The 21725-nt window shown below is 37.7% G+C and carries 24 protein-coding genes; 18 read left to right on the top strand and 6 right to left on the bottom strand.

What is annotated here, in order from left to right; all coding sequences use genetic code 11:
* Positions 1-100 precede the first annotated feature (100 nt).
* The 11 genes from LCM00_RS21285 (at position 101) to LCM00_RS21235 (ending at position 10363) form a co-directional block, all read left to right on the top strand.
* A complete protein-coding gene (locus tag LCM00_RS21285) occupies positions 101-454 on the top strand; it encodes a type II toxin-antitoxin system RelE/ParE family toxin (RefSeq protein WP_224905801.1) in 354 nt (117 codons plus the stop codon).
* A 120-nt stretch (positions 455-574) separates the two neighbouring features.
* Positions 575-868, top strand: a complete 294-nt coding sequence (locus LCM00_RS21280; protein WP_224905799.1) for a helix-turn-helix domain-containing protein — start codon at positions 575-577, stop codon at positions 866-868.
* 467 nt (positions 869-1335) lie between these two features.
* The gene (locus tag LCM00_RS21275; protein ID WP_224905797.1) at positions 1336-1902 is read left to right on the top strand and encodes a hypothetical protein; all 567 of its coding nucleotides are present in this window, start codon (positions 1336-1338) and stop codon (positions 1900-1902) included.
* A gap of 1230 nt (positions 1903-3132) precedes the next feature.
* Positions 3133-3576 (top strand): JAB domain-containing protein, encoded by a 444-nt coding sequence (locus tag LCM00_RS21270; protein ID WP_224905840.1) that lies wholly within the window; start codon positions 3133-3135, stop codon positions 3574-3576.
* Positions 3577-3676: 100 nt separating this feature from the next.
* Entirely contained in the window at positions 3677-4174 is a 498-nt protein-coding gene (locus LCM00_RS21265; protein ID WP_224905795.1) for a hypothetical protein, read from the top strand.
* A gap of 536 nt (positions 4175-4710) precedes the next feature.
* Positions 4711-5178, top strand: a complete 468-nt coding sequence (locus LCM00_RS21260) for a hypothetical protein (RefSeq protein ID WP_224905793.1) — start codon at positions 4711-4713, stop codon at positions 5176-5178.
* Positions 5179-5277: 99 nt separating this feature from the next.
* Positions 5278-5853: a C39 family peptidase gene (locus LCM00_RS21255; RefSeq protein ID WP_224905791.1), complete on the top strand. Its 576-nt coding sequence runs from the start codon at positions 5278-5280 to the stop codon at positions 5851-5853.
* Positions 5854-5865: 12 nt separating this feature from the next.
* Positions 5866-6621, top strand: a complete 756-nt coding sequence (locus LCM00_RS21250; protein ID WP_224905789.1) for a hypothetical protein — start codon at positions 5866-5868, stop codon at positions 6619-6621.
* 1061 nt (positions 6622-7682) lie between these two features.
* On the top strand, positions 7683-8549 hold the full coding sequence (locus LCM00_RS21245; RefSeq protein WP_224905787.1) for an ArdC family protein: 867 nt from the start codon (positions 7683-7685) through the stop codon (positions 8547-8549).
* A 100-nt stretch (positions 8550-8649) separates the two neighbouring features.
* Complete coding sequence (locus LCM00_RS21240) at positions 8650-9210, top strand: hypothetical protein (protein ID WP_224905783.1); 561 nt, start codon at positions 8650-8652, stop codon at positions 9208-9210.
* 430 nt (positions 9211-9640) lie between these two features.
* Entirely contained in the window at positions 9641-10363 is a 723-nt protein-coding gene (locus LCM00_RS21235; protein ID WP_224905782.1) for a hypothetical protein, read from the top strand.
* 533 nt (positions 10364-10896) lie between these two features.
* Here LCM00_RS21235 and LCM00_RS21230 read toward each other — a convergent pair.
* The gene (locus LCM00_RS21230) at positions 10897-11052 is read right to left on the bottom strand and encodes a hypothetical protein (RefSeq protein WP_224905781.1); all 156 of its coding nucleotides are present in this window, start codon (positions 11050-11052) and stop codon (positions 10897-10899) included.
* Between the two features lie 211 nt (positions 11053-11263).
* On the opposite strand from LCM00_RS21230, the gene LCM00_RS21225 reads away from it, so the two are divergent.
* The 5 genes from LCM00_RS21225 (at position 11264) to LCM00_RS24990 (ending at position 14002) form a co-directional block, all read left to right on the top strand.
* Complete coding sequence (locus LCM00_RS21225) at positions 11264-11557, top strand: antibiotic biosynthesis monooxygenase family protein (RefSeq protein WP_224905780.1); 294 nt, start codon at positions 11264-11266, stop codon at positions 11555-11557.
* Positions 11558-11689: 132 nt separating this feature from the next.
* A complete protein-coding gene (locus LCM00_RS21220) occupies positions 11690-12244 on the top strand; it encodes a hypothetical protein (RefSeq protein WP_224905779.1) in 555 nt (184 codons plus the stop codon).
* A gap of 159 nt (positions 12245-12403) precedes the next feature.
* Complete coding sequence (locus LCM00_RS21215; RefSeq protein WP_224905778.1) at positions 12404-12730, top strand: YnfA family protein; 327 nt, start codon at positions 12404-12406, stop codon at positions 12728-12730.
* A 499-nt stretch (positions 12731-13229) separates the two neighbouring features.
* Complete coding sequence (locus tag LCM00_RS21210; protein ID WP_455768456.1) at positions 13230-13820, top strand: reverse transcriptase domain-containing protein; 591 nt, start codon at positions 13230-13232, stop codon at positions 13818-13820.
* A gap of 8 nt (positions 13821-13828) precedes the next feature.
* Positions 13829-14002: a hypothetical protein gene (locus LCM00_RS24990; protein WP_455768455.1), complete on the top strand. Its 174-nt coding sequence runs from the start codon at positions 13829-13831 to the stop codon at positions 14000-14002.
* Here LCM00_RS24990 and LCM00_RS24800 read toward each other — a convergent pair.
* Complete coding sequence (locus LCM00_RS24800) at positions 13968-14330, bottom strand: CBO0543 family protein (protein ID WP_318247643.1); 363 nt, start codon at positions 14328-14330, stop codon at positions 13968-13970. The two genes, LCM00_RS24990 and LCM00_RS24800, sit on opposite strands and share 35 nt — an antisense overlap.
* 2025 nt (positions 14331-16355) lie before the next feature.
* The gene (locus LCM00_RS21205; RefSeq protein ID WP_224905777.1) at positions 16356-16958 is read right to left on the bottom strand and encodes an MEDS domain-containing protein; all 603 of its coding nucleotides are present in this window, start codon (positions 16956-16958) and stop codon (positions 16356-16358) included.
* Positions 16959-17384: 426 nt separating this feature from the next.
* Between LCM00_RS21205 and LCM00_RS21200 the strand changes: the two genes are divergently transcribed.
* Positions 17385-17627, top strand: coding sequence for a hypothetical protein (locus LCM00_RS21200; protein WP_224905776.1), 243 nt, complete (start codon positions 17385-17387; stop codon positions 17625-17627).
* 499 nt (positions 17628-18126) lie between these two features.
* Here LCM00_RS21200 and LCM00_RS21195 read toward each other — a convergent pair whose 3' ends face one another.
* Both LCM00_RS21195 and LCM00_RS21190 read right to left on the bottom strand, forming a co-directional pair.
* Entirely contained in the window at positions 18127-18402 is a 276-nt protein-coding gene (locus LCM00_RS21195; protein WP_404802183.1) for an HU family DNA-binding protein, read from the bottom strand.
* Between the two features lie 97 nt (positions 18403-18499).
* Positions 18500-18823 (bottom strand): hypothetical protein, encoded by a 324-nt coding sequence (locus LCM00_RS21190; protein WP_224905774.1) that lies wholly within the window; start codon positions 18821-18823, stop codon positions 18500-18502.
* A gap of 1301 nt (positions 18824-20124) precedes the next feature.
* Between LCM00_RS21190 and LCM00_RS21185 the strand changes: the two genes are divergently transcribed.
* Entirely contained in the window at positions 20125-20742 is a 618-nt protein-coding gene (locus tag LCM00_RS21185; RefSeq protein WP_224905838.1) for a recombinase family protein, read from the top strand.
* 205 nt (positions 20743-20947) lie between these two features.
* On the opposite strand, the gene LCM00_RS24795 is transcribed toward LCM00_RS21185, so the two are convergent.
* Complete coding sequence (locus tag LCM00_RS24795; RefSeq protein WP_318247641.1) at positions 20948-21442, bottom strand: RsfA family transcriptional regulator; 495 nt, start codon at positions 21440-21442, stop codon at positions 20948-20950.
* Positions 21443-21725 lie beyond the last annotated feature (283 nt).

The raw sequence follows: 21725 nt of genomic DNA, 5'->3' as shown, positions 1-21725 counted from the left end.
AAGTGATAACATGCATGTTATCATATTTACACGGATAGGCATGCTTGCTTTGTCGGGCGGCCGGTTACAGATAAAAAAGTAAATGAGGAGGACCTCCGCGATGGATATTCTTTATTATTCCAACAGTCGCGGATGCCAACCGGTTTACGATTGGATTCAGCACATTAAGAAACATGAACCAGCACTGTACAACAAGGTTTACCAAACACAGGTTATGCTGCAAAGGAACGGCAGTTTAATCCAGTCTGGAGAGGTTAAGAAAAAGAACATCAAGAAGCTGAAAGGAACTGACATCTGGCAAATCAGAATAAATGATGACAGGATATTATTCTTTTATTTTGCTGCTGATTCCATTGTCATGACCAACCAGTTTAGAAAAAAGCAAAACAGTACACCACAAACCGAAATAGATCGTGCTGAAAATCGGAAAAAAGAGTTTTTAAAGAACAACTAAAGTCCAATCGTAACCGTAGCATCCGCGACCGGCTTTGCCGGTTCGGGAATAATATAATGTCCAAAACGGAAAAAATGAAGACACTACACGCGATCAAAAAACAATGTTAGGAGGGAAATTATGAAATCATTTGATGATCTCAGAAACGAACAGGCAACTGAAGACCCAGACCTATTTATTTCGTTAGAGATCGTTGGAGAACTAATGGCAGCACGTGATCGAAAAAAAGTTTCTCAACGCCAGTTATCAAAGTTATCCGGCATACCTCAAAAAACAATTTCAAGAATTGAAAATGGTATGGATGTGCCCAAATTAAAAACCCTATTTAAATTGGCAGATGCATTAGGTCTCCAAGTGGAATTCTCATTAGTTGCAAAAGCTAATGAAGAACAATCAGCTTCATATGCATATTAGAGAATTAGAAAAACAAACTTTATAAGTTCTTTGACGACTGAATGAGGACCGGGGGAGAATAGGTGTAAAACCGCGAAAAGTAACGCGAAATATCCACCAAAATGAGAACAAATATTCCGGTGAGTGGAAGAGGTGAATGATAAAAATTATTAACAAGTAGTAGATAGACCTTAAATTAATTTTGCTACTAATACAAATTAATTTAATAAATACGGAAGAACTCCAGATCTTCATCTGGAGTTCTTTTTTCTTTAATGAGTTTTACCAATGGTAAGTGAAAACAAGGCTAAGAATATTTGTAATACCTTTTCATAAGTCAATAATGCTCAATATCTCAGTCATTTTTGACGTATGAAAAGATAGAATAAGCACAAATAAGGGGGAGTTATCTGTATTGATATTTATACAACAATTGATGTATTATAATTATATAAAATGATTGTTGTATATAGAGGAGTGACTTGAATATGTATAATGTGGACGAAGTATTTGAGATACTCAAGAAAAATAAAATTACAAGCCACAAAGAGAGCGTTCGCCGTTGGCTGCGGCAAGGAGTCATTAAAGGAGTTTCTCCTTCTTCCCGGAAGGAGGGCTGGAAGATTCCAATTGAAAGTGTAGAGTCTTTTTTGTCTGATAGGCTTCCGGATGTTATTAAAACAGATGTTGCAATAGAAAATGCAGAAATAAATGAAACAGATGTTGTAAAAGAAGCAAAAGAACGAGCCCGCGTTGAAATGTGGTACGAAATCACTAACAAAAACATATGGGAAGGGTATATAGAAATTAAGAAAACCCAACTCCGCGAATGCATTTCACATCGACGGTATTCAAAAGAGCTGGAGCAATCCGTTTGGGAGGCTTGTGTGGCCAATAGCCAAGCCTATAGTAAACCCCGTGTCTCTTATTTGCTCGAAGCATTTAAATTTGATGGGAAACGGCTGCTATTTGATCAAAGCTTTGCAGAGAAGGAAGAACAAGTCATTTTTGCAATCATTGAATATGTGAGAGCTTCTCGTAAACAGGTGAACTAAGTGTTAAGGATCTGTTTCCCAATTAGCCAGGCATTATGGAAATAAGAAGACTGTTATGTGTGGGGGGATTATTAAATGCAGCGCTGTACATATTGCAACAGATCTTTTCCGGAGCATGAATTAAAAAGTCTGCCTTCGGATGATAGCCCTCATTTAAATAGAAAGTATTGCCCCCGGTGTTTTCCGGGAGTGGAAAAGGATCATTTTAGCTTGCCATGGATTAAAGAGAAATTCATCAGACGAGACCATTAGAAATCCTATGTGATTGATGACTAGATTCGCCTTAAGGCGAATTTTTTTCTTTAGAAACAATTTCAGGGCACTTAAAGACATTTTCGGGCGGCAGCACTACAAGCTGTAAGAAAGGGAAAAGCGCCCTTTCCAACAGCCTGTACGTGTCGCTGTGCTACTAAATGGTCCGATAACCACGGATTGTACGGCTCATGCTTCGCCTACATTCCGTAGGTTCCTGTTCCATTTGCCTCCGGCCGTACCCCACGAGCCGAAAACCTGAATACCTTGGGCTGCGCGCCCAACACCCCGCCAACGGCAGCCCGTTGGATCGCTTTAAATGAAAGGTCGGGTTGCTTCAGGCATCGAACCTTTGCAACCCGATGGCAAGCAGCTGCGCTTCATGCCATACGCCATTTCTCTGCTGCTTTCTAAGAGCGAAAGCACCTGATCGAAATGGCTTTGCAAACCTTCTGTACTGACGGATTCCAGGGGGCATCGAGCCCCCTAGAATCCGATTGCATCAGGCTTCGCCGTGATACAATACGCAACCTTCAGAACCCATTCGGAAGTTCCGAATGGGTTCTGAAGGTTGCTTTGTTATAACGGCTGCGGGCATCGAACCCTTGCCGTTAGGCGGCTGCATACCTCCCGGTATGCTTTTAGCCGCCCTTGTGCAGTTCCTCTTCTCCTTCCTTCGTTCTCCTCATTGTAACTATTCGCTTATGACGGCGGGAAGGGCGGGCGTTCGGGGAAAGAAAACGGCAAAGCCAAGAAGGCTAAGGAGCAATAAGGAAGCAAAAAACGCTTCCTAACTGCCCCTAAGTCATTGGGCTTCACTCGTTTTCTAACGGCCCATCCCGTAAAGCATGGGATGGGCCTACCCCTCTCTGGCAAGTTCGCTTCTTCGTAAGCGAACCCTTCCCCCCGTTTGCGCGAATGGTTCAGGTGGATCCGAACAAAGAAAGGAGAGAGGCGAAAATGAAAAAGGAAATGAAGCTGGAAACCATTTATGAAGTGGTAAGGATCAAGCAGGTCAGCACAGAGGTTGAAGCTGACGAAAAGTTTATCATCCGTTCCCCGGAAGATGGTGCAAAGGTGGCCGCGCATTTCATTGGTGAGGATGACCGTGAGGTGTTCTTCGTCATGTGTCTGAATACGAAAAATCAGGTGGTTGCCGTCCATCGCTGCCATGTTGGAGGATTGAACGCAAGCCTAGTTATGCCGCGGGAGGTATTCAAGAGTGCCATCTTGAATAACAGCGCATCGATCATCGTATCGCATCAGCATCCCAGCCAGGACGTTTCTCCCTCAAGAGAAGATATAGATGTCACAAGGCGATTGGTTGAATGCGGCAAGCATCTGGGGATTGAGGTGTTAGATCATCTGATTGTCAATGCAAAAGCTGATTTCTACAGCATGAAAGAGAAAGGTCAAATGTAGCAGAAAGGGAGAGGAATCTCCCTTTTTTTGGTTGAAGTTGTATACAATGTATACATTGTATGTTATATTTTGTATACATTGTATACAAGGAGGGGTTAATATGAAAAAGGCAACCCGGAAGATTGTTGAGAAGTTTCCCTTGCTGGAAGAAAGATTGAATGATTATGAAACCCTTTTTCTGTCTGAGCAATCTCTTATACAGCTGGATGAAGTACAAGCTACTTTCCTTAAGTTAGCCTGGTTTTTTGAAGCTCCCGACAAAGAAGAGTTTGATTTGGGGCATCTGTATAAACGGTTGGATAATGATTGGCTGGAATTTGCTCTTGAGTTGATAACAGATTATTTTCGGGAAGATACCTATTTGATTAAACATCCGTCCTACTGTCTGGTTAAAAACGGGTCTGAATATTTCAGTCTAAGTCAGTTTGCTGATTATTTAACGCAGAAGGGGCTTAATTATGGGAGGCAAAAGCTCAATCTTTACTTTGAACGCGGAAAAGTCCCTAAACCAGATCTATTTGTCGGTGGCGTTAAATATTGGTCCTTGAGATCTGTTGAAAATTATTGTGAAGAAGAAAAAGTACGATTGGGCATTTAGATTTTTGTAATAAGGATAAAGAGGAGAAGGCTGAATCCTTCTCCTTTTTTGCATGAAGTAAAACGTATCATTTATAATTGTCATCTTTCTAGATAAACCAGTTATAATTTGTCTTCTAAACATTCTTTCCGCGTCTGACTTTAAGATGAGCTTCTAAATGGCTGATCACTATGGATTTTGCGGCGTATTTCTTCGCCTACATTCCGTAGGTTTCGGTTCCGTTTTCCTCCAACTGTAACCCTCGAGCCGATGTTCTAAAAAATCAGGACCTGAAGACTAAAAAGAGGCAAAATCCTACCCTGTTGGGAGGTTCTCTTCTGAAGGAACAGAACAAAGGATTGTAACTGAATCCTTTATACTGCAGGCAGAAAAAAGCAAACCGGAGCCGCGAGGAGTATCTGTACAGCAAATGTTTTTATTTCGATAGCAGGGTACGTTTTATAAATTTACAATGCTCTGTTTTTAACAAATTACAGGATATGAACTTAATAAACAGAATAAGTATAGGTATTACTATTTGATTGGAGGAAAGTGCAATGAGGCTATTTCCTATATTATTGCTTGTTTTTTTTATGGTGGGGTGCAGTATGACGGAAAAAAAAGAGATTGATCCTTCAATAGAAGCCTTCCTTAAGGAGAAAGGGTATGAAGACCTAGAATATATAGAAGAAAAAGATGTGAGTTTCACTAAAGATGATCTTAATAATGATCCATGGAAACCAATTTGGCAACTTCAAGATAAAAAACCTGATCAATATGTTGGGAAAAAAATAAAATTTATAACATATACAGGAGTAAATAAACTTCTAAGCGATCAATCAAAAGGGAAAACAGTAATAGGTATCTATTTATATAATAACAAAATTATCGCTGCTACCACATTTCCATACAGCAAAGAACCACAAATAGGAATACCGTTTTCTATAGATGGTAAGACTTTAGAAGAAATTCATGGAGAGAACCTTTCCGAATTTCAATCGAGTTGGGAAAAAAGATACAAATAATCTGCCGGCTAAAATTACTACAAAAAACCTCTATTTACAATAATATACATTTATATTTTAATTAAGTAGCAGTTTAATACCATAGAAGAGGTGATAGTTTTGGCAAGGAAGTTGTTTGCTCCATTGGTAATAACATTGATGATCTTAGTGTTGTTTCCAAATACAGGTATGGCCGCATCGAAAAGTTTGTCAGTTGAGAATTATAGTCAGGAGAAATCGCAATGGTGTTGGGTAACGGCAGGACAGATTGTCATCAGATACCTATCAGGCACATATTACTCACAATGTACACTTTACAAGGCGGGTAAAGCGACTACATCTTGTTCAGCTAATGAACCTGGAGGTTTCTATGCTGACACTGCAAGAGTATTACAGCATGGAAAGGTTTACGTTGGTTATGTAGGCACAGGCCTTCCTCCAATGTACACGATAACTGATGAGATTGATAAGAATCAACCAATGTTGGCTCGTATTGGATGGAAAAGCGATCCTTCTACAGGTCATATGCTAGTAATAAGAGGTTATGACACTAGTGGAAGTAACGTAAGATACGTTTATCCAAAGCAATCAAGTAGTTACTCTGATAGAACATCAGAATACAGGACTAGTACTTGGAGCTACCTTAAAGATAATAGTAGTTGGGAATTAACTCATACAAGATATCAAATGAATTAAGGAGGGGAAATTTTGAAAAAGTTATTTTGTTCTTCTTTAGTAGCTCTTTTGTCTTTATTAACATTTTTAATACCTAGTGCCAGTGCAGAGGAAGTAGATAAAAGTGCACAATCATTTGCAGAAGGTAACTTTGTGAACATTGTGCTAGATCACGTTAGATCTGAGGAATACATGAACTATAATTTAAGTAAAAGTGAAAAAATTAGTTTCGGTAAGTTATATCAAGTCTACAGAATGTCTGATGATTTCGTAACGACTAAGAAGGCTTTAGCTGCTGATAAAGGTTTTGTGAAATCAGATGAATATGTTGCAGCAGTTTACCAAGATGGAAAGCCAGTAAATGCGATAGGGACAACCAAAGATGACAAGGGGAATTATGTGCTTTCTTCTTTCGGGTATGGACAAGATTTAGCCGTTGCACTAGACAATAAAAAATCAAATGGTGGAAAAGTATTTTATGAGCTGCCAGCTGATGCATGGTACATTTTTGAAAACGGCAGAGTGGAAGGGTTTTCGAAAAATGCAACTCTAATGCTGGGTACTCAGTTGAGTTTACCAGAGTTTAGAAATTACATTCATGATAAGTATTCAAATCAAAAAGAAATAATCGAATTCGGCGAACAAACCGGGGTTGGCGGTGACTATTCTACACCATATACTCCTGATGAAAATAAAGGTAATTCTAATGTTGTTTATGGTGCAATATTTTCTTCAGCACTGTTGTTGGTATTCGTAGGCTATAAAAACAGAAGTAAGTTTATAAAGTAATCATATTATCATAAGTACGTCTCCATAAACGGAGCGTATTTTTTTTATGGAATTCCAGTCATACAAAATCTCTGAGTTTTGCTTCCAAAGGAAACCTTACCATTAATGGTGCAAAAAATATTAATATCAATACAGGATGGTAAAAATGTAAACGTGAAACAGTACATGCTTAAGGGTGGCATCCTATTTTCTTCTTAAGGCGCTCTTAGTCCACTTTTTCAGTTTACAGCTTTTAGCTTATATCTTGAAGTTCATGAACCATAGGCAAGACTTAACTATTTCGAAACATTAATGTATATATTTACATACACATTAATGTTTATGTAAATATAATGTATTTCTACTTCCTGTTGAATAATACTCGTTGTTATTCCAAAAAAACGCAGTATTTTCATCTTGTTAAAAGATAGATTCATTGCGAGGTTTCCAGTAAACGTTAAAAGATTATGAAAGCAGGTAAGTATTCTCTATTTGAAATATTCCTAACACTTTTTGGTTCAAAACTTCCTAAAAGAAGAATTGGTCGGCAGCACTACAGGCTGTAAGAAAGGGAAGAGCGCCCTTTCTAACAGCCTGTACGTGTCGCTGTGCTACTAAATGGCCCGATAACCACGGCTTGTACGGCTCATCCTTCGCCTACATTCCGTAGGTTCCTGTTCCATTTGCCTCTGGCCGTACCCCACGAGCCGAAAACCTGAAAAACCCAAGACCTTAAAACCTAAAAACAAAGCGGAAAGCAGCCCGCCGGCTGCTATTAAATGAGGATTTTGCCCTTTGCCTTCCGAATCGTACAATAACGCAATCCGAGCTAACCTTACAGCATCCGGAGCCTCCTAGGCTTCGCCCTCCAATTGCTGCAAGCTAAGTCGGATAGAGAAGCAGTCAAGGGGCAAAAAACTTTTTTGTTACATACGCTGCGCAACACAAAAAACTTTTCCGCTAAGAGCTCCCTTGACTCCTTCTCTATGCTCATTGTTCGTTTCTCCTGTCAAAGGGGCAAAATCCTTCCCTTTGGGAAAGGAAACGCTTCAGAAGGCAAAGAACAAAAGGAGGAACAGACAATGCCAAAAACAAAAGAGAAGAACTTAGAAGGAAAAAAGAACGTATATGAAATGATTACAGAAAAGATCATTGATCAATTGGAGGAGGGTGTTATTCCTTGGCGTAAGCCGTGGATCAATGGGGGAGCTGTTAACTGGAAAACTCAAAAGCCATATAGGGGAATCAATACCTTCCTCTTAGAAGCCGGAGAATATGCCACGTTTAAGCAAATTAAGGAAGCTGGGGGCAAGGTTAAAAAGGGAGAAAAATCGAATATTGTGGTATTTTGGAAATGGTTAGAGAAGGAGAATGAAGAAAACGGTGAAATTGAAAAAATCCCGTATCTTCGATACTACCGGGTATTTGAAATTAATTCGCAGGTAGAAGGTTTGGAAAGTAAAAGAAAAGAAGTATCATTTGATCACGATCCCATTGAAAAAGCTGAAGAGATATATAAGGGATATATAAACTGCCCGGATTACACCTTTTATTCTGGAAGAGCCGTCTACTATCCAACACTCGATAAAATTAACTGCCCGCCCATTAAGGACTTTGTGAAAGCTGAAGAATTTTACAGCACCCTATTTCATGAAATGATTCATAGTACAGGCCATAAAAGCAGGCTTGCCCGTTTCGGAGTAACTACAGCGAATGTAGCGTTTGGGGATGAAGTTTATTCCAAAGAAGAATTAGTAGCAGAATTGGGAGCAGCAATGCTTTGTGGAGTAGCTGGAATTGATAACAGCACTATTGAAAATAGCGCAAGTTACATCAACTCCTGGCTTCGCTCTTTAAAGGATGATAACCGCCTTGTCGTTCAAGCAGCTGCACAAGCTCAAAAAGCATCGGACTACATTTTAGGTGAAGACGAAAAGGACGAAGAATAAAAGAGTTATAGCTTACAATATCGCAAGCACAAGGCAAGCCGCCTTTCCAGAAAGAAAGGCGGTCCTGTTAAAAGGAGAAGAGAAGCGAGGAGGTATTCACATGGATAAACAAAGTGTCATAACATGTCCGTATTGTGGCAGCGAGTTGATGCCGCAGGGTTCAAAATATTATTGTGATTTTTGCATTATGATATTAGGGAACCATCAAGTGCAACGGGATCATCAGCGCCTTTCAGTCAGAGTGCGTGACTTTGCGCTGGATGCTTATCTGGAGAAAACCACACCGGAGTTAATGAGACTTTCAACATTTGAACTGCTCAGTCTTCTCAAGTATGCACGCACAGAGAGAACTAATATATATAACTACATGAATATATTTTATAAGGCCCGGAAACACGGAGAGTTAGACGATTATCGGGAAACAGAAGAAGAAACAGGGGTAAATTATGAAAGAATAACACGCAAAATGTTTGTTCTTGAAAATCTAATTCGGCAGCGATTAGGGTATGTGCCCCGTCGTATTACTGATGCTTATTTAGCCCGGTATTTAGAAGAAATGAAAAGGGATAAGAATAAGCCGATGACTATTCGACAGGAGCGCCAGGCTGATTTAAAGGACAGGGAACCTGTTTCTAAAGGGGCCACTGATTCTGTAAAGTAAGAGAACTCTTTGTGCTTGAGTATTGTATGTTATAAAAGGTCCCCTTTCGGGGTTAGGGCTAAAGGGAGCGGACAGGAGAAAGCAATGTATGCACGAATAGCAAGCAATCTCTGCCCTTTGCTGCTTTGCTTTGCCGTGTATCCTGTGCAAGTGCGCTATTCCTGCTGGATGGATAATGTTAAAGGGAAGGCCCAGGAGGTCTTAAAAACATTGATAAGAATCTGCTCGATGCAGATATCACAACCGCATGTGATTTCGTAAAATTCAAGAGTACTACTCATGCGTATTTGAAAAGGTTGAAGAAAAGGGGATTAATAGATTGGCAGGAAAAATAGAATGCGGACAATTAAAACTGTAGGGCAGAAAATCAATTAGAAACCACAATGAAAATCTATATATAATGAAAAGAGAATAATAAGAGGGGAATGATATGATGACTGGAAGTTATGAACATAGATTAGTGGCGTTCTTAGACATTCTGGGATTTAGCGCATTAGTTAGTAAGAGTGTTTTGGATCCAGAATATGCAAAGCTTTTACATGGAGCATTAGAAGGAATTCAACATTTTGTGCAGCATAATGAGGAGAAGAAATTAAAAGAGAATTCCTCGGTTGAAATGGTACAATTTTCAGATAGCCTTGTAATAAGTGCTCCGTATATTGATACTGTTAGTTTTAATACTTTTATAATGAATATTAATTTCATTCAAAAAATCCTGGCCAGAAGCGGAATATTGATTCGAGGCGGTATATCTGCAGGGCCTCTTTACCATAGAGGAACAATTGCATACGGTCCAGCATTCATAAAAGCTTATAAATTGGAGAGCGAGTTGGCAAATTACCCACGTATAGTAATTGACCCACAAATCATGAGCAATATTATTCGCCCAGCAAACGAAAGTGTGGAAGATACTCAGTTTTTTATGGAATTTCACCAGTTTGTAGGGAATACTAACCCAATTGTTTTAAAGGATTTTGACGATGTTTATTTTGTTAATTACTTATATGGAATGTATCGAGAAGAGGGCATTGCAGAAAGTTTAAAGGAATACATAACAGCGGAATTAAGATTATTAGACCCCAACGAAATAGGGGGTATCAAAGTAATAAACAAACTTAAATGGACTTTAAAATATATTGAATCCATGAATTAATAAACAGACTATATTCTTTACCTACATTCATTTGTATGCAGGTCAGCTAAAACAGACGATCAACAGCCTTCCATGAAAAACTCAGCTAAAATCATAAAGGCTCTAAAAAAGTCTGGTTACAATGTGGACTATGATGACTTCTGGAGCATATAAAAAGCCGTATCATGGGGTGCAGCTATTTGTGTTAATATATACACTAATGTAAATGTTAACATATATATAAATGTTTATATTATTTGATGCTGTGCAAATTCCTCCAGACCCCAATTTTTTTCAAATAATAACTTGGAAACTTAACCACCTAAACTGGACAAAATAATGGTGGCTTGTTGAAGAGCACCAGTAGCAAGAATACTCCCTGTTCCTTCCGAGATATTTCGTACAGATTATAGTGCTTGCAGCTTTTCTTATATGACTAACGGGGCAGTATTGTGGAATAAGAAATGCTACCAATGTGTAGTAGACACAAAGTGTTCCCTTAAAATTTTGGAAACAAAGAAAGAGGACGATAAAATAACATCGTCCAAAAATAATTATTTTTGATTTCCACCAAATTTATCTCTGAAATAAAGGTAATCAACTTTGTGTTTAGTGGCCATAAGTTGTGATGCAAGTATTGCTGTATATATTGTTGTTAGAAGGACTCCCAAAATCGCAACACTAAACAAAGATTCACTTTTGTTATTCATAATTAAATACCCCTCCTTAATTGGATAGGGATATTTTCACCTTGAAAATTTTATTTATACATTTACTTGATGAACATTTCGAAAAAAATGTTCAAGGTCACTGTAAATTTTGGCGGCTTTCTTATTATATAAAAGGGGCAGATTAGTTTAATTTTAATAAAGTAACTGGAAAAGTCGTAATGTTATACTGTTAAGGGTAGGGGGAGAATTAATGATATTGGAAGCTGTTATGCTACAAGTTAAGGTAGGTATGGAAGCAGAATATGAAGAAACATTTCGTGGAGCATCCAAAATTATTTCTTCAATGAAAGGCTACATATCTCACGATCTTCAACGATGTATGGAAGTTGAGGGTAAATATTTACTACTGGTTCAGTGGGAATCCTTAGAAGACCATACAGTTGGATTTAGACAATCCAATGAGTATCAACAATGGAAACAGCAATTACATCATTTTTATGACCCTTTTCCAATAGTTGAACATTTTGAGAAGGTTCAACTTTAATTGTTGTTTTCAAACTATCAGAGGCATTGATCCACGAAGGATTGATGCTCTTTTTATGGAAATCTTATGGAACTATAGGGGCAGATTATTGAAGAAGGATTTACTATTTTTATTCAAGAGTGGTGATAAAGAGTGGAAAGAAGTAATACAAAAGAATTTTTAAAGGTAGCTATTATCACATTTATTACAAGTATTTTATTACTTTTTGCCTTGCTAACATTACAAATCAATGGAGTATTTGTTCAAATAGGGACACCACCAAACGGTATTAGTCATCAGGCATTATCTAATTTGCTTATAATTATGGCAATAGTATCGCTAATCTATTTGTTCAATGATAGAGGTATAAAAGGAATAATAATTGCGATAGGGGTATTTTTCATAATCGTACCGTCCCTTCCAAATCTACTAATAGAGGCTGAATACACGAGGTTTTCATCTCCAGACGTTAAAGAAAAGTTTATAGTGATTGAAAGAGGTTATGGCCGCCTATACCAATTTTCAAATTCAAGATTATATATGACTTATTTAACCAGTATTAATACAGATGATGGCTATAAGCCATTTTCGGACAGTGCATATAAATTAGAATGGGAAGAACCGAATCAATTGATTATTCATTATAAGTTTGATTCTACGTTAGATTCCTTGAGTGAGAAAGTTTCAACTAGATATAAAGTGAAGTGATTTGGGTACTATGTTTAAAGTTATTAAGCTAACGGGTGCTTATGTTCCAGAACAGCTGCCAAACCAGGCAGCTATTCTTATATGACTAACGGGGCAGTTTTGTTGAACAAGATGTGTTATATTCACAATATCAACTTAGTATTAAAGGGTGTCTGTTAGGTGATTTATGTAATTGCTTTATTTATACTTGCAGGAGTTTGTGAAATTGGTGGAGGATATTTAATTTGGTTATGGCTAAGAGAGGGGAAGCCGTATTATTGGGGAGTAGCTGGTGGAATAGTGTTAGCCCTGTACGGTGTTATCGCCACCTTTCAAACCTTTCCCTCTTTCGGAAGAGTATATGCTGCCTATGGTGGAGTATTTATCGTTTTGTCTGTTTTATGGGGATGGGGAATTGATAAAAAAACACCTGATATATTTGATTGGGCAGGTGCAGGAATATGTTTAATAGGTGTTTCTGTGATATTATTTGCCCCACGCCAATAAATTCATACAGTTTCTTATCTTCCGGATTAGCTGTCAAGCCAGGCAGCTTTTCTTAGTGTGCCAGGCATGGCAGCTATCTAGGTGGTGAAAGTCCACTGTGGAGGTACACGTCAACCAACCACTAGAGAAGCGCAAGGTACTTATCGCGAGGTAAGGGCTGAAGGAAGCGTGAATCAAAATCTTGGCTCGACGAATAGAAATCTGATATCAAGGCTTTGCCGGCGGATAAGGCTCCTAAGCAAGTCAAAGTCCTAAAGATGTGCGTAATCCTGCAAAGTAAATCAGGCGAGTAAAAGAGGAAAGATAGTTGTCTTACCCTGGGAGATCTCACGTACAGCTCAGGAGTCCCCTATTAAGAAAGCTGGTCGGAAAAGGTTTATCGTGAGAAGTCAGCCGAAGCCATAGTAGTGAGAAATCACGAAGGGCCGAACAATTTATAGTGTTTCTACACCATGAATGCACGGAAAGATATACTTCAGAATGTGTTAAGGAGGAAAGTATGAGCGTATCTCAGAGGATACTCAAAAGAGAAGTGTCTTACCGTCACGTGAAAGGAAAGGGAGAAACGAGTGTGGAACTTTTAGAAGACATTTTAAGCAACCAAAATATGAACCAAGCCTACAAGCGCGTATACCGCAACAAAGGTGCAAGTGGAGTAGACGGAGTAAGTGTAGAAGAACTGAAGGGATATCTTAGAGAACATAAAGATGAACTTCGTTCTCAAATTCGGAAAAGAAAGTATCAGCCAGCACCCGCACTGCGAGTAGAAATCCCAAAAGAAAACGGGAAAATGCGCAAACTTGGCATTCCAACGGTAGTTGATCGAGTGGTACAACAAGCGCTTAGCCAAAAGTTAAGTCCCATATTTGAAAAGCAATTTAGTGAATACAGCTACGGCTTCCGACCAGGAAGAAGCTGTGAGATGGCAATTACTCAAGCACTGGAGTACATAAATGATGGACACGAATGGTTAGTAGACATTGACCTAGAGCGATTCTTTGATACAGTTCATCACGATAAATTAATGAGAATTATCTCCCAAACAATCAAAGACGGGGACGTCAAGGAGGCAACCTTAGTCCACTTTTAAGTAACATTATGTTGAACGAACTGGATAAGGAATTAGAAGCAAGAGGACTGCGTTTCGTCAGATACGCAGACGATAGCCTGATCTTCGTTAGAAGCGAGAAAGCAGCGAATAGGGTACTTGCTTCTATCTCAAAACATTCCCTTCTTATTATACAGAAACTTTTCCTTTGTTTATTATTCTAATAATTGCAATGATACTCCTGCATATTAACAGTTTTAGTACCATACTTAGAAATGAATGATACCAACTCCAACCTTTTTTCCATGTTATTAATTTTGTTTTTTTTTCGGCTAGCGTTTCTAAAATTATTTGAGGGGTTGTTAATATGATAGCCTTCAAAAAAACACCAAGTGGTCTGCTGTTAAGTGTCCATTGGTTGTAATAAAGCAATAACAAGGGATAATGAATATAGTCAAAGGGTAAATGGATTTTAGAATTTTTAAAAAGCTTACTTTTATATTTTAAATACCCTTTTGATACCAAATATCTATCAGCAAAGTGATTACCTATACAGCTTACAATATAAACAATTACCCAATCTTTTAATAACGTTTTACGATGGCAAAGGGTAATAAAACTAATCCAATTAATGTGATTATGTTTGAAAGATAATATGGGATATTCTGTTTTTTATACAATGTTTATACCTCCTATTATCATCTTTCCCTTTTTCGAATCGTTTATGTAAGATTATGCAATATAACTAAAAGGTCTTTAGTTGAATAAGGACTACACATATTTGACATAACATTGTGTGGGTCCTTTTATTGTTTCTTTTTGACATGTATAAACATCTAACTATCCATGTAAATATTAATATTAATGTTAATATGAATGTTTGTTAATTCAAGTCAACAAGAATCAGGTCAGCAACAATTTGATGATTTTAGGTGGAATGTCTCTAATGTGTTTTTGTTTCCTAATGATGGAATCGAATTTCTTAAATAATGCTCAATGTAGCCCCAGTCTGTCAGATTTTTAGAAAGCCCTTTACAGGAAACAAATACTGAATCTCTCACAACTTTCACAATCTAGAACTTTTTTTATTTTCCAGTTAGTGGATTTTCGCAGGTGTTTTATATTTGAAGGAAGAAAATTTAAAGTTGCTGAGCATATAAAAGACTGCACCAGAATGGTGCAGTCTTTTATATATATTAATGTGTATATTTATATAATTGTATATAAAAAAATAAAATTAAGAAAGCAGGTACATTATGTATGTTTTAAAAAGGATAACTTACCAGTTGAAATTTCCCTTTTAAAAGGATTCTTGTTATACATTGTACCTCAGTCTTTTTTTGGGAGTAAATTAGCGGCAATTGTGTGCTTTTTTAATGGAAGAGAAATCTAAAATAAGCATGTATAATGTATAACATGCTCTATTTTTGAAATATATTCCAAATTAAAATTCCACTATAAAGTTATGTAATCACGGGGTTAACCATAGGGCCATTAGTTGACTAATTGAAGCTGAATGTGTCGAAAGTGTTTCATTTATTACCTATAAGAGGTACGATGTAATGGAGATGAAATAAGCCAAGACCTAAGGGGCGTTAATAATGATACCAACTAAATTTGATCAAGAAAATCTTTTGTTTGAGAGAAACTTGGAAATATACATTTCACAATATCTAGAATCTGATGATGACAAATTGAAAGAAAAAATCCTATTAGATTGTTTGGAACTTATCGCCGCATTAATGCTTAATAATTCATAGGGCCCAATTCAGATGATACTCAATCCTCTAAATCCACTAAAACCTACGGTGTTTATACAGCAAATAATGACTTCATCTAAACCTTGTTTGAGTAGAACTATACCACTCTCCTGACCTTTATCATGCAGAAAACCATGGTACACATCCGTACGATTTATTAACAATACGAATAAAAGGACTAAATAGCCCCCATCCTAAGCAAGCAGCCACCTCCATCCCGAAAAACCTTATTGCCAATGGTACAGGTTAATGCCCACCCAAAAATTATCATCTAGAATCAGTAATATATATAGCCTGCAAGAGATGCTGGGTTGAACCCTAAGAGTAAACGCGGTAACCGATACAAAACCCTATATTATTAATGGATATGCTGATTAAACTACAAACACACAAAACAATAGAATTACTGTGGAGGCTCTCTTTGCATGGGTTATATAACCTGGTATGTCCCCCTCAGCACTTCTGAAATAACCGACCTTTGGAGTCAGTATATAATTGATCTCAATCCATTAGTGTATTGAGCCATTCAATCGAGCATGAGCGTGATGAGGAAATGCAAAAGAACATAATTCAGAGCAGCCTCCAATTGCGGATGACCGAAAGAATGTGTCTATATTACTTGATTCGAAAGCTCAGTATCTGTTTCTAAGCATCCTTTTGAGAATATTCACTGAGACTAACCTTTTCTGTTTGTACATGAAAAAAAGCATTACACCGAAGTATTGAGCATTGGTGCCATCCATTTTTTCATAATCACCATACTAAACATCTAACCATGTATCGTCTAACACATTTATCAAAGGACGTATACAGATTGTTACGGTAAATAGAAAACCTCCTCGTCGGTTAATAGAACCCCATGGCTCCTTATTAAAGCCTGCCTTAATGAATCGGAAAGACGATCCGCCGCATAAGCACAAACAGATAGTAAGCCTTTTTCTTCAATTATTTTATTAACTTCCCTTTCATACTCTTCAATTTGCTGTGAGATGTCATCCTCATCTCTCCACTCTATTAAACCCCATGAGCAAACGGAAATTTCCTTGGTTTCAAGAGCTCTAACTCTTTCCGAGAAATACTCCAAAAGGGTTTGAGGATGAAAGTTCCCATTTGCATAATAAAAGTCAAAATTATTGGTGAAGTGTATGCGTTCGATTTCCTTCTCGCTTAAACGATCCTTCAATTTTCTATTAATTAGCCTAATATTCCGATCATTTTCAAGAAGCAAAATATGGCTTCCGCTCTTTACTGCCGTCACAATAAAAGAGACGGCATTTTGTATATAGAGGTCTTCATCTTTATACTCATAAAAAATATGCCCCTTATTGGTTTCTTTTAAATTTTTCATTAAGTGCAACATTTGATCATTCATTTCCCATCTTCTCTCTTCCCTATTAAATGGCTGCTGTAATTCCTTCACCTTAAATGGAAATACAGATCTTCCTAGGTTGTGCTTTATCGACACTATATATATCACATTAGGTTTTGTCTTGAGTCTATAATACCTATAAAATTCCCTGCAAGGTAGTACCGATCGACTTATTGTGTGTGACTTGCCCCGAAATGTAATAAAAGGGTACCCCTGCAACATTGATGATTAATCTGATTTTTTACTTTAGAAGAAGGACAACACTGGCCGTATATGTGGCATATAGGAGGTGCTAAAAATTGTGGAACAGCAGCAGTAATTGTAGCTAAAAGTAATTCTCCATGACATAGGCTATTCATGGTAAGTTGGGAGGTTAAGCCTTAAAAACTTTTAAAAAGTAAAAAATAGAAGGGGTTCGCTGTTTTTTCTAGAACTATATACGTACAAGCGTTTAACCTGTTTCGGAGAGGAGAATGTATGTCTATATACGAACAATTGTCGGATGAGTTATTAGCAGGTTTTTATGTGGAAATTAAAAGAAATATTAAAAGGGGAATACTTTCTGAAGCCATGTTCCATGAAATTGCACTCATGAAGGCCGCTGCAGAGAAGCGAAAAATGAGTGAGCAAGCTCTACAAGAAATTTATCGTGATCAAGTTGAATCTCAGTATAATCAAACCAACGTCCAGGAGATCCAACAGAGCAAATATGTAAATTAAAGTCACACCCCAGTTTAATTATCCAAAAAGAAAAAGCACATATAGGCTAACGAGTGACACTTTTTCCCCCTCAACGATAGACCAATCAAAAAGCCATCTCAGATTTTCCTCCGAATGCAGTGTACTGCAAATCCCACTTCTTCTGATAGTGAAAGTACAAATTAGAGTCCTCTTTATAATTTTAATTGTTTTTATGTCCGCTTATGTTAAGAGAAATACCAAGAGCCAACCAAATATTCTGCTCCTTCCAAAAGATTTTCACCTATTCTGTGTAACTTTTCCTGTTTCTTAGCACTCTAAAATGCCATCCATATTCTTATTTGCTCTTCGCTAAACTTCTAGCTGTTTCATAGATAGGAATACTCTCTTGCTTTAAATCTAATGATATAAGGATGGAGGACAAAAACATATGAAAAAAACCCTTACTGAAGCGATGATTCACTAAGGGTTTTTAAAAATGGGAGTAAATGAGCATTCAATACTCCCATGTAAAAGCTGTTTACTCTTTTATTGCATCCTTTAACGCTTTCCCTGCTTTAAAAGCAGGGACCTTGCTCGCTTCAATATTTATTTCTTCCCCTGTCTGAGGGTTGCGTCCTGTACGTGCAGCTCGTTCACGAACTTCAAACATACCAAATCCAGGTATTTGAACTTTTTCGCCGTTTCTTAAAGCCTCTACAATGGTATCTAAGACTGTATTAACCGCTGTCCCGCCATTCCTAACCGTTAATTCAGCAGCTTGAGTCACTTGATTAATTAAATCCGTTTTATTCATTTTTACTCTCACACTCCAAATGATATACTTTTTTACTTTTAACTTATCCTAGTTGTATCATAGGGTACATGAGTTCGCAACCAATAAGACAATGATTTTAGTTTTTCATTCTGTTACAAAAAGCTTCAGCCTTTTCTTGAGACCAATAATGCTTACCGGCAACGATTAAGTCAGGCGCTGGTATTACCTTCAGTTCACGCGGTTCCAGTTTATGCTTCATCAGTAAATCAGCCAACTGATTCGAATCTATAAATAGCTCATGTTCTTTTAAAGTTGTGGAAGAGAGCTGAAGAAGGTAAGAATTTTCTTGATAATACCTACCCAATAATGCTAAAGCAAACTCCAACAATTCACCATCTAAATGACTATATAAAGAGGTCGTATCCAATGAGAATGTATTGGGGTCCTCAAAAAAAAACAAGCTAGTCTAAAAAAAACTTGTTCTGTTCGATTGAATAAGCTAATATTTCCTGAATCCCAACGAGCTGGAGAGTATAAAATATCTTCTAAGTTTGTAAATCTTTCTACAATCAGTTTGGTTTGTCTCTGCATCTATATCCTCCAAAGTTTAATTTTCTTGTGTTCATTCAGATTGCCCTTATTATTATGTATTTATATGTTAAAATTAACAACCTAATTAAGCCGCTTCTTATGTCGTTTAAGTGTTTTTGGAAGGGCATTTTCATAGAAGATCCAGGAGACAGCACGTTATGTTTCAACCATGGCCTTCAGAGATTGAACAACTCCCAAAAATGGATTTCGTTTGATCTTCTCTGGTATGAAAGATCAGACCGACCTTTCGCTGGAAACAATTGTAAAACGATGGCTGATGATTTTATAGAGAAACTGCAGCTTAAGAAGGCTACTCTGGCGGGATCTTTAATGGAAAGCCCCATTGCCTAACGCTAAATGTTGAGGCATCAGGGTTCTGGTATTTCAGAACTGCCATGAGAAGCAGTATTGGAACATGTATTTCTATGGGCTCAAATTTTCATCATTTAAAGCCTTGGCAGATTGTATTGTTGCGTAGAAAGAAGAAGATCGTGTCATCTGCTAAAACTGTTGGGTGAATTCATTTGAAGTTTTTTGTCAAAGAACTTCTTCCCTGTCATTCCATAAGGCAATCGTCTCACTGGATATAAAACAGCTGCTGCCGGCCAAGGATGAGGCGATTAATACTTAATATTTAAGTCAAATGAAGGACCTTAAACTCTATGACCATTTTGAAGAAGGTGAAGAACAGTTTCATTAGAAGATGGCTGACTTGAAGATTGTAAACTTAAGGAATGAATGAGGACGCTATTAATGATTAGGTCAAACAATCGGGCTGGAGTCAGGAAGACAGCTCGAAACTGAACTTAGATCTTCAACTTAACCAAACTCGTAGATGAGAATGGCCAGGGAGAGTACCAACGTCATGATGATGACGGAGTGGTGAGCATCTTGGATGATACCTTATATGCTTTTGGAATGTCTCATGCGTTACAATGGGACACTCTTTTTATTGTAAAATAAATCAAATTTAAATTATAAGAATATTTAGATGTATACACGTTCATAAAAGTACACATTTACGAACTCCTGCTCTTATTCATCGCTCAGAGCTGTTTGACGTTCGCAAATTTATCAAACACCATTTACGGACGTTCATGTATTTTCATTACTTTTACGGACGATTTTTGATAGAATAGAAGAAGAAGACAGAAATAAGGAGGTATATTTCTGAATAGTAGAAAGTTTGGCTATATTCGAGTGAGCAGCAAGGATCAAAATGAAGGCCGGCAGTTAGAGGCAATGAAGAAAATGGGAATAGACGGCCGGGATATCTTTTTAGATAAGCAAAGTGGTAAGGATTTTGACCGTGCTCAATATCAATTGCTGAAGCGTATCCTTCGTGAAGGAGATACGCTATACATCCATGCACTGGATCGATTTGGAAGACACAAAGAGGACATTTTGCAAGAATGGAATGACATAACGAAAAACATTAAAGCCGATATAGTCGTTTTGGATATGCCGCTTTTGGATACCACCCAATATAAGGACAGCCTTGGCACATTTATCGCGGATTTGGTATTGCAGATACTATCCTGGATGGCTGAGGAAGAGCGCGAACGGATCCGCAAACGGCAGCGCGAGGGGATAGATATCGCCATGCAGAAGGGAGTTGTCTTTGGCCGTCCAAAAGCGTATGTGACAGAAGCCTTTAGAGAAGTATATGAACCATGGAAAGCCGGGGAACTGACAGCTGTCAGAGCCATGAAAATAGCCGGTGTTAAAAAAACGACTTTTTATAAGCTAGTGAAGGAGCATGAAAAGGAAATACAGCAACAAATATAATATAGAAGAAACTAGCCTTTACTCAACTAAAGGGGCCAATTCCGCCTCGTTGGATAATCTATCGTCAGCACAGCGTTATTTACCCTGTTAACTTTTGCACTATTTTCTAAAGCGCTTTACTGACTTAATTATTTATACTTTTCAGGATTATATCTGGAATCTGCCCAATACAGGTGGCAGGATGCTGAAACTCATCATAGATCTTTCATTGGTTAGACGACGTGGGCCCCAATAAAAGAGAGAGCTTATAAAATAGTGTTCCTAGCTCTTTCTTCTTCTGTAACAACTTTTCATTCTCTGCTATTAAATACATGACTTTTTTTTCAAGCTTATGGATTTCTTTCTCATCTGATTGATGTGTAGTAGTTAAAGAGTATAGAAGCTGAATACAGGCTGACAGAGCAGGAAGATCAAGGGAATTGGGTTCTGTATTACACATTTGCTTTTTTTCTTGTGTTTCATGGGTAGGGGCAAGTTTCTTCTCCCTGTCCTTTTTAGCAAGTTCAATTTGCTTTTTATATTGCTTTCTGATCTTTGAGTTCCAGCGGAATCCGCAGGCTCCTGGCGTTCTTGATAACCGTTGGCCGACTTCTTGAAAAGCAAGGAGTTGGGTCCCGCCTCGTTTTATGGAAAGAAGAGTTGTTTCAGCAAGGATGATATCTTCTTCCCTGGTCCAAGCATTTTTACTATGTGTACCCATTTTTCCACCTCTAACCGTTTTTATTAAGTATATTAGGCGAAGTAGAAATTGTTCAGTTTTTTAGATGAGGGTAAAGGTTTTTTATTGTAGCTGCGCCAAATTTTATTAAAGGCAATTGGCAAATCACTTTATGCTGATCATTCGGCTCTAATTATTTTCCAACATATAATCTTTGTCAAGACCAATTCTGTAATAGCCAATTAAGCTCCATCAGTCCTGATCTAATAATGGCTTTATTCACAGATTGTAGAGCAACATATGCATTCACAGGTCCACCAAGGTA

It is taken from the genome of Bacillus infantis (assembly GCF_020171945.1).
GTDB classification, from domain to species: Bacteria; Bacillota; Bacilli; order Bacillales; family Cytobacillaceae; genus Bacillus_AB; species Bacillus_AB infantis_A.
Note: the sequence above shows the minus strand (reverse complement) of the source record. Positions and strands in the feature narration are given on the sequence as shown.